General features: G+C 49.2%; 9 protein-coding genes. 6 read left to right on the top strand and 3 right to left on the bottom strand.

The window, feature by feature from the left end; all coding sequences use genetic code 11:
* Positions 1 to 116: 116 nt before the first annotated feature.
* Genes IC617_RS08160 through IC617_RS08145 form a run of 4 tightly spaced genes read left to right on the top strand, consistent with a single transcriptional unit; the run spans position 117 to position 2,730 of the window.
* Positions 117 to 635, top strand: a complete 519-nt coding sequence (locus IC617_RS08160) for a carbon storage regulator (RefSeq protein ID WP_191144503.1) — start codon at positions 117 to 119, stop codon at positions 633 to 635.
* Complete coding sequence (locus IC617_RS08155; protein WP_191144502.1) at positions 628 to 894, top strand: hypothetical protein; 267 nt, start codon at positions 628 to 630, stop codon at positions 892 to 894. Before IC617_RS08160 ends, IC617_RS08155 begins: the two co-directional genes overlap by 8 nt.
* The gene (locus tag IC617_RS08150; RefSeq protein WP_191144501.1) at positions 872 to 1,558 is read left to right on the top strand and encodes an ATP-binding cassette domain-containing protein; all 687 of its coding nucleotides are present in this window, start codon (positions 872 to 874) and stop codon (positions 1,556 to 1,558) included. Before IC617_RS08155 ends, IC617_RS08150 begins: the two co-directional genes overlap by 23 nt.
* Positions 1,558 to 2,730, top strand: coding sequence for a hypothetical protein (locus IC617_RS08145; protein WP_191144500.1), 1,173 nt, complete (start codon positions 1,558 to 1,560; stop codon positions 2,728 to 2,730). Before IC617_RS08150 ends, IC617_RS08145 begins: the two co-directional genes overlap by 1 nt.
* An 81-nt stretch (positions 2,731 to 2,811) precedes the next feature.
* Here the strand turns inward: IC617_RS08145 and IC617_RS08140 are convergent, their stop codons facing one another.
* The 3 genes from IC617_RS08140 to IC617_RS08130 all read right to left on the bottom strand — a co-directional run bounded on the left by IC617_RS08140 (position 2,812) and on the right by IC617_RS08130 (position 5,022).
* Positions 2,812 to 3,504 (bottom strand): hypothetical protein, encoded by a 693-nt coding sequence (locus tag IC617_RS08140; protein ID WP_191144499.1) that lies wholly within the window; start codon positions 3,502 to 3,504, stop codon positions 2,812 to 2,814.
* A 125-nt stretch (positions 3,505 to 3,629) separates the two neighbouring features.
* Positions 3,630 to 4,670, bottom strand: coding sequence for a hypothetical protein (locus tag IC617_RS08135; protein ID WP_191144498.1), 1,041 nt, complete (start codon positions 4,668 to 4,670; stop codon positions 3,630 to 3,632).
* Positions 4,663 to 5,022, bottom strand: coding sequence for a hypothetical protein (locus IC617_RS08130; RefSeq protein WP_191144497.1), 360 nt, complete (start codon positions 5,020 to 5,022; stop codon positions 4,663 to 4,665). Before IC617_RS08130 ends, IC617_RS08135 begins: the two co-directional genes overlap by 8 nt.
* Positions 5,023 to 5,237: 215 nt before the next feature.
* Between IC617_RS08130 and IC617_RS08125 the strand changes: the two genes are divergently transcribed.
* Both IC617_RS08125 and IC617_RS08120 read left to right on the top strand, forming a co-directional pair.
* On the top strand, positions 5,238 to 6,092 hold the full coding sequence (locus IC617_RS08125) for a DsbC family protein (RefSeq protein WP_191144496.1): 855 nt from the start codon (positions 5,238 to 5,240) through the stop codon (positions 6,090 to 6,092).
* Positions 6,093 to 6,272: 180 nt separating this feature from the next.
* Complete coding sequence (locus tag IC617_RS08120) at positions 6,273 to 12,992, top strand: hypothetical protein (protein WP_191144495.1); 6,720 nt, start codon at positions 6,273 to 6,275, stop codon at positions 12,990 to 12,992.
* Positions 12,993 to 12,998: the final 6 nt, after the last annotated feature.

Genomic DNA, 12,998 nt, shown 5'->3' with positions numbered 1-12,998 from the left:
AAGAGCTGCTAGCAAGCATGGGCAGTTTTGCCCGCAGATCCCCCTGATAGATGACCTGATTTGTAGCCGATCACATGACACACTTCTGCTAAATCTACCAAGGAAGGAAGGGGCGAATGACCGTCATTCAACGGGTGCTATTAAGGCGGACTGAACAGCTCATTATTACACCCAGCGAGACCAACAGTTTTAATCCCCTAACTGTCACCGTTCTTCCCGGAGAAGGCGGCAAGTTGTGTGTTGCTGTGAGTGCTCATAGCAACACCTTCGCGCTCGCGTCTGCTGCGTGGCGGCCGAACGGCGCAGACAACAATTTATTAATCAATCGCAATTATGGGCAATCGGTGATCGTTCTTCCGCATGCTAATCGACCGATCAAAGTCGCTATTCTTGAGCGTGAAGCACGAGCAGCAAGGCTTGGTTTCAATGCCGACAAAAATGTTGAGATCTGGCGAACTGAGATTGGACTGAAGCGATTGCGTGACAGTTTGTTGGGTAGGGTGACCCAATATATAGAGAGTAATTGTAATGATACTCAACTGATCGAGCAGTGTGAGCAATACGGCGTGATTGAGGATTTAACATCAAAAAATCGCACAGGGTTTAGAAGAGAACTACGGAGGTCTCATGGTTAATCTTAAAGATAGAGCACAGCAAGTTTTTGGAATCGTTCTGATGATTGCTGGCTTCTTTGCAAGCGTCAATTTAATCATCATGCTTATTACACGAGCATCCGCCCTTCAACATGGCGATGGCAGTATCTACGCGGTCGCGGAGTCATCCGTTATGTTGCTTGTTGCTGCGTGTTTTGTCTGGGCTGGACGCAAACTTGCCACGATGGCTGAAAGCGCCATTTACTACCGCAAACAACATGCTGCAGCTGAATCAAGTTAGCTATCGCTATTCTGGAAGTGCTTGGGCACTCCGTGACATCTCGTTGCATTTGTCGGCAGGGGAAAGCAAAGCCTTACTGGGGCCAAACGGCAGTGGCAAATCTACCCTGCTTAAACTTGTTGGCCAGTTAATTGAGCCAACATCTGGCAGTGTGAAGTGGTCATCCAAGCGTCCTGCATTGGGTTGGCTTCCAGCTAGCGTTGTGCCTACAGCGTTCTTAAAAGTGAAGGAAGTGGTGAGGCAACTTGCCGAGTTGCGGGGTAATTATAGCCCTGCCTATGCGCAACGATTTGTTAGCTCTTTGGCTCTTGAGCCGTTGCTTGATAAGCCCGTCACTGATTTGAGTTTTGGCCAAGTGCAGCGTGTTCGCTTAGCTCAACTACTAATAGCTAAACCTCGATTATTGCTGCTTGATGAGCCTAGTACCGGGATCGACCTAGAGGGAGCTCTCTGCTTGGAACAACTCATTGTCGATGCTCAGTCTGAAGGCGTCAGTTGTATCTACGCGACACACCAAGTGGATGAAGCGGTGCGAATTTGTCAAGGAGCGTGGGTACTAAAAGGTGGCGAGATGGCCACCTCGCTTGATGAGTCTGATTGGCAGCCTGGACCTAATTTGACGGAGCGACTGCGGCGGATAGCCCTAAACGAGAGAGCAGCTTGATGTCCCAGTTTGCTGCATTGTTCTTAGCTGACTGGCGCCAATATTATCGGGACCGCCCAACACTGATCCGCCGATACATCGTCATCCCGTTTGCGTTGCCCCTGTTACTGTTGGTGATAGGGACACTACTGATCAGTATGCAAAAAACTCAACGGGATAGTGAGCGGGTTGAATGGTCAATTGCTTTGGATGACCAGCTTCTACCAGGCTTAACAGCGCATTTGAATCAGGGCTTGGATATTGCGCAGACAGTCCCTGTGACGGCTTCGCTCGAATTAACCAATCATCAGGTTGTGCTGACGCTGCATGAAGCACCGGAAGGCTTTCCCGAAGCCCAGTTAGAGCGAGCGTTATCAGAATACGTAACTGCTTACCGGAAAGAAGCGTTTCAAGCAAAAGGGCACTCACACTTCAACTGGCTTGGCGCGATTCGAATTGAGAGTGAACTACCTGCCCAACCTAAGTCGAGTAAGCCTTATGCAACCATTGCTTTGGTGTATTTGATGTGGCCTTTGTTGTTTGGCGCCGGCATGGCGATGACCGCAGCGAAATGTCAGCAGATCTGGATGGCTGAGCAGGAGCGAGGGGCCTTGGAGCAGTATTGGTTGCACGGTGTTAGTCGAGAGCGTTTCGTGGTGGCCAAGCAAGGGTTCGGATTGGTATTGTCGCTGATCACGATAGCGGTCTATGCGACCCATTATTGGTTTTGGATGTGGCTCTATTCTCTGCTAGTGACAAACGTAGCTCCGGAGATTAACCCTAGTGATTCACCTGCATTCGTAGTTGAACTAACGCATGGCTTTTTGGCGGCATGGGCTCAGATCGACTTGGTTAGTCTCGTCATCAATATCATATCGCTGGCCAGTGCTCTAACAGTATATTTGGCGTGGATGCAGCTGTTACTGCGTCGTTGTCAGACTCAAGAGCAGATCCGTAGCAAGTTGGTTCTGTTAGGGGTGATCTTGCCTCATTTGGAGATCATTGCGTTTGCGACCGGTATCGTAGAGCCAAATGTTTGGTTAACCCTAATTCCTATTGGGAATTCGTTTGCAGCGCTATCGACTATCATGAGTGATGGCAATTCAAGCATGTGGAGTGTGGCTGCAATAGCTGTCAACGTGGTAGTTTGCGGGTTGCTTGTTAAAACAGGATGTCACGACCGCTGTGTTTAATCAGTTTCAAGCAAGGGGTTGGACAGCTTTGACCTCGCAAGCTTAGCTTGTCGATGGTCATCGTTGAGTCGGCGTCAACGGTTAACAGCTTGAAAGCTTTGTAGGTCTTTCTCTATCGTGGTATCTAATGACCGTTTCACCATTTTCTTTAGCTGCCAAAAGACCTCTGTTCAATTCCACTGTCTGAATAGCGTCTGAGAGAAGCTTAGTAGTCAAGTTCGCTGTTTCGTTTATCCTTTCAAATAACTCGTTAGTGAGAACAAGTTTACGAGAGCCGCCTCTGTGATAGCTGAGCTCTAGGAGTTCAGTTTCAACGTTATAGAACGTCGAGCCATGCGCCATTGCATTCCTCCACTCCTCAAGCTGTGACAAGCCCTTTACTAACTTCTGCAAGTTCTTCCCATTGATTAGCTTCGTTTTTTTTAAAAGCTGATCGACTAATTTTCTCCTTGCGGTGAATGAAAGCAAAGGTGACTCTAAAAGCAACTCTTCAAATAGATAGCTGGGGGTTATTTCATGTGGAGGGGCAACAAGCTCGCCATACTCAGTCTCAGGATTTGTATAGGTGAAGAAAGCCCCCAATAAGCTTCCCATCGTACCCTCAATTTCTATAGCCATAGTAATGACGCAAGAGCGGTTATGGAGATATATTTCTGAAAGAGCTTGTTGCTTCTCCATAACCTGTAACACGTAACTATCATTATTCAGTTTTTTGTAGTCAGGGTTCTCACCTAGGTTTAAAGAAACGCTTTGGTTATAAGTGAGCTTCTTCAATTCTTAATCCCCTTGTCGCCCAAGAGTGTTGTAGGGAACTTTACTTCAACAACATCATTATAAGCGAGTACGACTGAATGATTCTCGGTTTGGGGCTATTTAATTCAAGCTCGGTATAATCTTGATTAAGCCATTGCAGGTTCTTCAAGTCTGATACTGAGCGACTGCATGGATGATTCGCAGAATAGCAACGCAGAGCCAGTTAGAAGTGCAATCGGGTTGTCTTGATGCATATCTTCGAAACCATGAATGTTAGCCATTCGCTGATTCACGTTATCGAGAGCAGCTTCGGCAAGTGTTGGCTTGCTAAATTCAGGACGGTATTGTTCGAGCGCCTTGGCTGCGCTTTGGTGAACATCCGCAGGAATGTTTTCAACCATCACAAACCCGTAGTTCCCATAATCGCCAATGGTATGAAAATCGGCATAAAACTGGGGGCGAACGCGGGTATTATTGGTATTTGGTTCGTAGTACATCATCTGGTGCCAATTCCAAACGGCGTCTCGTAGCTGCTCTGGCGTGTCGACTAGCAACTGCGCAGTGATGTGAGATAAGGCTCGCATTTGAAGCAAGGAAGCGTTCTTCGATAGGACGTAATCTCCAAGGTGTAGCAGCGCAGCAAGATGCGGTGGTAAAAAAGCTCGCAGCAATTGGTAGACGTTTTTAGTTCGTTTCGGATCACGGTCTATCTGGTGCTTGAGAAACAAAAAGCCCTGCCGATAAGCGTTTTCAATTGTCTTAACTTCTGCTTGCAGCAGGTGTTGGCCTATCGCTGTTGTGAGACGCTGAAAGGCTTCAATGGTTTCGGTGAGTTTTGGAGCAATTAACGTGCTGGTGGCATTGTTCAGATCCCAAACATTGGATGGCTGGCCGTTGGCACCGTGCAGCTCTGCGATTAGGCCAGGTCTCAAGCTGCAAGCTGCCGTCAAGATTGTTTGGGCGATCTGAGGATTTGCTGTCGGCTTTGCTTGCTTGTTAACTGCTGCGAATAGGTTGGCCCGCTTTACGTGACGCTGAAGGTCACGTGGCGCTTTGCTAGTAGATATCGACAGCATGCCGCCATTCAAGAAACAAATGCCCAACTGCTCGGGCAGCGATAGATCAAGTTCTTTGGCCAGTCGCTGCCAGTGTTTGTGCAATGTATTGGTTGATGCCTTCTTATTCATCAAATGATCCCTGTGTTGCTAAGGGCTGAACGACTTCTGACAATTTTGCACAGATAACAGGCTTGCCATTTACTTCGGCCAGCCAAGTTTGAATTGCGTCATCATCAGGAAGTACATAGGCGCCGCTAACCATGGTGATTGACTCGCGCAACGTACTGTTTTCACCGAACTGTTCGGTGGTGATCTGCCCTGTCACTAATTCTTGTCCAACGTCTTTGGCTGCAGAGTGCTCAACTGCAAGCTGTTTAACCAATGCTTCTGCGTTGGGGCGACTTGTACTTACACAGACAGGCTCTGCTACGGCAAACCACGATAGTCCAGTAGCGACCAATGGAATGATGAAACGAGTCATGATCGGTGTCCTTAAACAACATTTTCCCGCAGTGTAGCGAGCGTCATTCTAAGACAGCAAGCATATTTGTCCGGTTTGTACACGTTGCATCGTATCGTGTTGCTACACGACGCATGGGGCATGTTTGGGCTGATTTGAGTCCATATCTGACCCATTTGATAGCCCTCTCATCCTTACAATGACCCGCAATGACATTCAATAAAGGAATCCACCAAATGAGCGAAGCGCAAGAGAAGCACGAAGTCGAGAAGCAGAGAGGATGGATAGCAGGCAGTATTGCTGGCGCCTGTTTGTTCGGTTTAGTTTTGGGCGCGTTCGTCGGCGCAGGGTTCGGGGCGAAAAAGGCCGCGGAACCTAAGCCTAGTGTCCCTGTGGCACCGCAGCACCCAACACTTTCATTGGAAGAGTTGAGCGCTTCGTTTTACGGCAAAACTGAGTTAAAGCCTGATGATGTTCGCAGTAGCGATGTCGATGGTTGGGTCGAGGTTAGCGTTGGTCCCGCGCTTTATTGGATGTCAGAGCAGGGTCGCTACATTATGCGTGGTGCGCTGATTGATACCATCGATGGCAATGTGAATTTGACCTATGAGCGCGAGAAAGGCCTTCGTGCGGAGGTGTTGGCCAAGGCACGGTCAACGGCATTAACCTATAAAGCAGGTAATGAGCGAGCGGAGATCTATGTCTTCACTGATACGACGTGTGGTTATTGTCGTCGCTTTCATGAAAACATCCAAACCTACTTGGATGAAGGGATTACCGTTCACTACTTAGCATTTCCGCGCGGTGGTGTTAGTCAGGAATCAGCCATGACCATGCTCACAGCATGGTGCGCGCAGGATCAGCAGGCTGCGTTCGATAGCGCCGTAATGACAAACTCAGTGAATGTACCTGGTCGACAGACCTGTGATCCGGCAATCATTGGTCAGCACTACACATTGGGTGAGAAGCTTGGTGTCCGTGGCACGCCCGCTATTTATTTAGCGAATTCCGATTCGATTCCGGGAGCACAGCCAGTGACTACTGTACTGCGGCATATTGGTATCCCGTCAGTCAACCTCGCACAGCGGTAAGCCACTTCTCAATCCCTACATTTATCAACTCGCCAACAAAGCAGGCTCAACCATCATGAGCCTGCTTTATTGCACTCAAAATTAGCCGAAACGGCACAATAACTGACCTTTAATTGCGGGTCTCTTTCGGTACGTTTATAGCGTGGGATAAGCCTATTTGTGCCAAAAGGGAAGCAAACCATGTTTAGTCGATATGCCGTAGGATGCTGCGCTCTGTTGTTGTGTGCGTTTAATGTTCATGCAAAATCAGTCCGATTTACGGGGCAAATTGAAGCGTTTCCTGTGCATCCTTCGTTTATTGACTCGGGCGAGGTCTCGGCGTCGGTCGATGAATATAGCGTGCTCCCAGAGGCTAATGCGCTCGGTTGTCAGTTGACGACCGATTTTGCATTGGCGTCGTCTAGTTCTCCCGGCAACGTGTATTGTTTGTTTGAGTGGTACGACGTAACAGGCTATGCCATTGAGGACATAGGTGGGCTTCCTCAAGCAACCATCCTACCCACTGCAGGCGGCATTTATTCGCTGAACTACCGTATCAGCTACGTTGAGGATCCTGCGTTGGACCCCATTGTGCTGGTGGATTCTGCACATTCATACGTCGTCAACGATGTGGATGCTCCTACGGTCGAACGAGTCTACGTCAAAGTCGGTACCAGCAACATCTTGGTCGATGATCGAGATGATGCGAGCCTTGTGCCGCAGCAAGTCGTTGATCCGAGCGACCCGCTTATGGGGGTTCGAATTGAGGTTCAGCCAAGAACATACGTCCAGCGGGTATTCTTAGAGGGAGTGACGATTGGTGTGGCGCCCGGGATCTATGAACCTGAGCAGCCGACTTTAGTCCCAGAGACAAGCTATTGCGATGTCGCGCCAGGACAAACTATGTGTGAGGCATTGTTTGATGGCTTCGATCATCAGAGCGTCGACTATCAACAGCTTGCCACTGGCGATGAACTGCATATTGTTAGTGAATTCACCTTCACTGTTGATAGCCAAATTCGCGGTTTTGGGGCCGTCGCCCAAACTGCCGACATAGTGGCGAATATGACGCCTCCTTCCATTCCCGCGTTGGTCGTAAACGGTCAATCGGAGGGGGCGACCGACTTGCCTGTTTTATCCATTGCAGGCCACGGTGATATTCCAGTTCCTCAAGACTCAGCTTTAATACAAGTCCAATTGCCACGACATCAGTCAGACTTCGGTTGGCGGCGTCCCAACAAAATCACAGTACAGCTAACGCCTGTAGGCGAAATGCAATTAGAAGAGCAGTTGGTTGTTGATGGGCGCATATTGCTAGAGGTGCCGCCTATTGAGTTAAGTGACACGGTATCTATCGATACCATTGACATGGATGAATACCCCTCAAGTGAATTCAATGCAGCCGGTGGGTGGCTTACTGACCTAGTGTATGCAGTGGATCTATCTAGTGTGCCGATGGGAAACTATGAAGTCAGCGTAATAGGGCAGGATGAACTGGGGCACGAAATTCCTGCAATTGACGACCATCTTACTGAGTTGACCCTACTGCGAACTGCGCCGGAAATGGGTGTATTTCAACTATTGGAGCCATTCACCAGCGGCGGAGAAAACTACTTCCCGGAACACCTCACAGTCGCGGCTTTCAATGGTGTCGTGAATTCAGTCGCGATCACCGAAGTCTTGTGGGATGGTCAACCTGTGTCCTTCAGCAGTCCTAGAGCTGAAGTGGCCCAACTCTCCACAAATGGCCTCACGCTGAATCGAAATGACATTGTTGAACTACAAGTAACAGCGACCACCAGTAATGGTGAAGAGTTTGTTCAGCGTGTTGATGTGAATTACATGCCATTTGGCTATAAGGTCACCAGCGAAGAAATACTCCCCGTCGCGGCGGTTCAAGAGCAAACACTGACGTTTGTCCAAGAGTTTGGTGCCAACTGCACCGTCACACCAGATTCTGAGATCGCCGCAGGTGTCGCAACGGACTCCTCATTTGGTTGTGTTATCACAGTAGACGTTTTGCCTCCTGAATTAACTGCGACAATTGAGGGCGATCGCATGGTCGCTCGCGGAGTTGTGGATGCTCACGGGACTCACCCCATTCAATACACAGTGCGAATGTACGATCACTTGGGTCATGAAGCTCTTGCTTTCAGTGGCTATGAAGATTGGTTTGTTGCCGAAGCTCAGCCGCCGGTTCTAAAAGAGACCTACGTGACCGTCGAAGGCGAATTACAACCAATTGAGCCTGGAGAAAATCCAGACCCTCAATATAGCGAGTTTGTGCTGACCGACATAGCAGATGCCATTGATGGCGTCACGGTCACGATCTCGCCAGTAGGGTACGATACGGAGGCCACATTGCACTGGATTTCGCGAAGCGAAATTCCACATATTTTCTACCCTGAACCGATAGAGATTGACTCCAATCTAAGTTGTACGATTAAGGCTGGAGAAGATAGTTGTGAGCTGGCATTTGCGCCATTTAATCATAATGCGTTGGACGATCGTTCGTTAGGCGAAGGCAATGTAGCTAATGTCACGGATACCTTTAGTTTAAGCATTGATAGCGTGATCGGCTCTGTTGGAGAACAAGCATTTATAGCTTCCCTCGAAGGGGTGTTTACCGGTAGCGGATTCTTCGAAAACACTGAGCTTAGCATTGTTGGGACGCTGCGAGCCGTATTACCTGAACCTGATTTTGAAGAGAATGGAGAGCCGTTAGTCGGTGTACGAGACTATGAGGTGACGCCACTGCTCGATGCGGTTGGATGCCATTTGACCTCGTCAGACTCCATTGCCATCACCAGCACCGAGTACCGTAAAGAATGTTTGTTTGAATGGCTTGTTGAATCGCCTGTTACATCCGTTGAAACAGGCACGATCAACAAAGCTTCGGTTTTGCTGAGCGATGCAGGAGAGAGTAGTTTCCCTTACCGGGTAAGTTACCTGTCGGACTTGAGTGCCGAGCCGATTGAACTACTGCAAGGCACATACGAGTTTACGACTGAAGCGCCAATTGATCCGGTGGTCACAAGCGTGTCAGCCACAGCAAGTGGTGGACCGGTTATGCTGAATAGCCCAATTGAGGGGCAGGAGGCTGAACTTCTATATAACCCAAATGCACAAGTGTCTGGGCTGCGCGTTGAGGTGGAAGCACGTAACTATGACCAGCATGTAGTACTTCATGATCTAAACATCATGCAAATCCCTGGGGTGTTTGAGAGCGAGGAATTGCCAGAGTCAAATTCAGTCGAGCAACGTTGCGTGGTTCGGGCTGGACAAGACTACTGCAATATCCAATTCGATGATTTCAATCATGACGTGTTCGACTACGACAACTTCCTGAGCTATGGCGCAGAGTTTTCAATTGATAGCGTATTCAGTGTTGCTGTGGATTCTGGCAATGAGTATTTCAATGCGAATCCGTTTGACAATATCCTGCACGCATACCTCATCCCGCCGGTCGCATTAGCGGCTGCCGCGAATGTCGCCAACGAGGAATTAGAGGTGACTATTCCGGTGGCGGAGGGCATTGTTGTTGATGTCGAGCGTAACCTAGCAAAAGTGCATGTGCGAACTGCGCCTCATGATGAGAACTTTAATTGGGCCGCGCCAGATGTGATCCAATTGAAATTGACGCCGATTGAAGAGAGCCGCGTGATCGACGGTTTGTTCTTAGTCGATGATGTTGAGATTTATGATCTTGATATTGATGTCGCTGAAGCATCGCAAGTGGTCACCCTAAGCTCTATGGGTGGCAAAGAGGAACATCTGACCTCGTTGTCCGCACCAGAATATGGTTATCAACGCGAAATCATCTATACCGTCGATGTCACCGATGTGCCAGAGGGGATGTACTCTCTGGAGGTTGTTGGAGAAGATGGTAATGGTAACCGCTTGCCGAAAGTGATAGCGGGTGTAGAAGAAATAGCGATCTTGAGAAGTGGAGCTGTATTCGATGTGCTGGACAACTATCAGATCATGGATACGGGCGACGCGTTCGACTTTAGCGAACACATGCATGTCGTAGCCTTTAACGGTGTTGCAGACAGCATGCGAGTCGATGAAGTCACCATTGGTGATGAAGTGATGCCGCTAGAATTTATCAATGATGGTGTGTACGCGTTTGGAGAGGGTGCGTTTGACAATTTGGTACCGAACAGCGAGTACGATATCACCATCACGGCCAGCAATATCAATGATCAGCAATTTACTAAAACGATAGTTGGGAAGTACCTACCAATGTCGTTCCAGCTGTCAGGAATGCGCGAAGAAAACTTCAACATTACGCAGCGTCATGACATCACCCTTCTGCAAGACTCCGGCCGGCGTTGCTACACGGCGGTAGACTCGGAACAGGCGGAATACTACGCCAACCGAAGTCGTCCACGTTGTGTGTACGAATTTACGACCATTCCAGCAGGGTTTGTCGCTACACCTGGCTATGACCGCATGATGCTATCGGGTTACACCGAAGAAAATGGACCGCATGAATTTACCTACCGCGTCACTATGTATGATGGCGAAGGTCATTCAGTCGTTCTCCAAGAGTCAACAGAGTCCTTCAGTACCATTGATCCAAGCGCCCCTGAAATTGTGGTCAACATGACCGAAGAAATGGAAGAGGGAGTTGGTGCGATCTACGCGGGTACTCGCTACATCGGTTCGGCTGTTGCTGAGTTTAATGTGGGTGAGGCGACGTTCGAAGCCACTTCATCGCTTGGCGTAACTACATCGAAGGGGCGTCAAACCTCACGTGGCACAAGTCAGCGAGTTGGTATGCGGCTGGCTGTTCCAGAAGGCGTGTTGTGGGATACGTTCGACATTGATTTGAATGCTTGGTACGACAAGAATCCGCTGATCCGCAGAAGTAAATCGGTTCAAGGCGTGTACGTCCCGTCAAAATACGTGACGATGCGAGCTAATTGGTCTGCAATAACGGACATGCTCAACACTGAAACGCATACCATCGAAGCTCGGTTGGGTCAGTACAGTTACCAGACCAAGGAGATGGAATATGATGCGGAGACCATGGGGCAGTGGGAGGCGATGCTGGTTCGGATCGACCGAACCGAGGAGGAGCCGCTAACAACTTGGACTCGTGTCGACGAAAATGGACAAGTTGAATTTGACTGGACTCCGGGTGAGTTGGTTGAAGCCCAGCAAGTTAAGGTACTAGGGCGCTTGGTGGTTCCAGATGGTATTGCGTACTCGCGAGAAATCGATTCGGATCGCCTTTATGCCCGCGTTCTCAAGGGTGAAGCAATTGATGGTCAAGTTGTAGGTAGCCGAGTGGTCGGGCGGACACCGTTTAGCTTAACGTTGTCATATCGAGGTCTCACTCAAGCGGATACAGAGGCATTGGGCCATCTGAGTTGGCAGGTATCAGAAGACGGGATCTCGTGGAGTACGGCCAGTGAGTTCGACAACAACAGTCGATTCAGCCACAGATTCGAAGAACGCGACATTATGTTTGTTCGGGCTCGAATGGTTAATCGCCATACAGGTATCGTTAGCACTACCGAATCGATAGAAGTATTAGCTTACTCAACGCCATCGTTTAACATTGATGGACCAACCCGAGTATTCAATGATCAGCTCGCGAGCTACTCGCTTGATTTGGCCGAAGGCATCGATCCAAGTGATGTCATCGTGCAGTGGTCGGAAAATGATCCAAACAACTTTGACTTTGATGGCAGTGAATACAATCTGGAGCTGAACGAATCGTCTCGCATGACGCTGTATGCCAGAGCCCGATTCTCTGATATGCCAGAAATGGACAATGTTTGGTTTACCCGTAAGCTAACGATTTCGTCGCAAGAGCCACAACCTAAGTCGGTTTTCGTATCGGTACCAAGCTTGATTCGGGCCGGTGATACGGTCGAGCTGACGGCGAAGATGACTCAGTCAGGCGGGATTGATCTTCCAATCATTTACAAGTGGACGTTGCCAGACGGATCTATTCTGGGTGGCGAAACAGTGACAATAACCACCGATCCGGCGTGGGTGGTTAACAGTCGAATCCCGATCACGGTCGAGGCATGGTATGACGGGTTCTCTGCCTCCACGTCGACCAGTTACACGGCATCGCTAAGAACATGGGTCTATGAGCCACAGGATTTATTGCTCATGAGCCAGGTCTACTACAAATATGCGCCAGCCAAAGTGAAATTCTCCTTTATTCATGACAGGCCCTACATGCCGGGTGTGACGTATAGCTACGAAATCATTGAAACGCCGGATATTACAGTTATCAGCGGTCATGGTACCAAGGCTCAAACGGTCAGTATTACGCAACCAGGTGTTTACACCGTTGAAGGCGTATTGCGAGATTCGGAGGGTGGAGAAACTCGCTCAACGGTCTTTGTCGAAGTCCTGCCTGAAGAGGAGTTGGGTACGTTTACACGCATGTACTACGGCAACACCAAACACCGTGAACCTATGACTCTTAGTGCACGTGTTAGTGTGTCTGTACCTCATCCAGATGACAGGTTGACGTCGGTGCGCTTCTATCAGGATGGAGTGCTCAAGTCGGATCCTGAAACCCCGATAACCTTAACCCAGAGTTTTGGTACGTTGGCGGCGGGTGTTTATGAGATCACGATGGAAATCGAGACCTTATTTGGCCAAACCAAAACGCTCACCGAGACAGTAGAGGTCGCGGATAATGTGCGTCCAATTTGTGCGCTCAAGCAGGTGGATTACTCCACAGGTCTGAGTATGTGGGCAGATTGTGATGATGTCGATGGCCGCATGAGTTTCTACCAGTGGGAAGTGGATGGAGAAGCACAGGGTACGACCACATTGCGCCTGTCGATGATGTACTCGCAGTATTCAGGTCCCGTCGATGTCACCGTGCGAGCTTTTGATGATTCGGGTGAATATACCGAAATGAGTCAGACTGTTTGGTTCCCATAAGCAAAT

Source organism: Neiella litorisoli, from assembly GCF_014773395.1.
Lineage (GTDB): Bacteria > Pseudomonadota > Gammaproteobacteria > Enterobacterales > Neiellaceae > Neiella > Neiella litorisoli.
This window is presented reverse-complemented; position numbering and strand designations above follow the sequence as displayed.

Excerpts from the sequence above, each read along its gene's own strand:
- IC617_RS08160 (WP_191144503.1), top strand. The coding sequence starts at position 117 with ATGACCGTCATTCAACGGGTGCTATTAAGGCGGACTGAACAGCTCATT.
- IC617_RS08155 (WP_191144502.1), top strand. The coding sequence starts at position 628 with ATGGTTAATCTTAAAGATAGAGCACAGCAAGTTTTTGGAATCGTTCTG.
- IC617_RS08150 (WP_191144501.1), top strand. The coding sequence starts at position 872 with ATGCTGCAGCTGAATCAAGTTAGCTATCGCTATTCTGGAAGTGCTTGG.
- IC617_RS08145 (WP_191144500.1), top strand. The coding sequence starts at position 1,558 with ATGTCCCAGTTTGCTGCATTGTTCTTAGCTGACTGGCGCCAATATTAT.
- IC617_RS08135 (WP_191144498.1), bottom strand. The coding sequence starts at position 4,670 with ATGAATAAGAAGGCATCAACCAATACATTGCACAAACACTGGCAGCGA.
- IC617_RS08130 (WP_191144497.1), bottom strand. The coding sequence starts at position 5,022 with ATGACTCGTTTCATCATTCCATTGGTCGCTACTGGACTATCGTGGTTT.
- IC617_RS08125 (WP_191144496.1), top strand. The coding sequence starts at position 5,238 with ATGAGCGAAGCGCAAGAGAAGCACGAAGTCGAGAAGCAGAGAGGATGG.
- IC617_RS08120 (WP_191144495.1), top strand. The coding sequence starts at position 6,273 with ATGTTTAGTCGATATGCCGTAGGATGCTGCGCTCTGTTGTTGTGTGCG.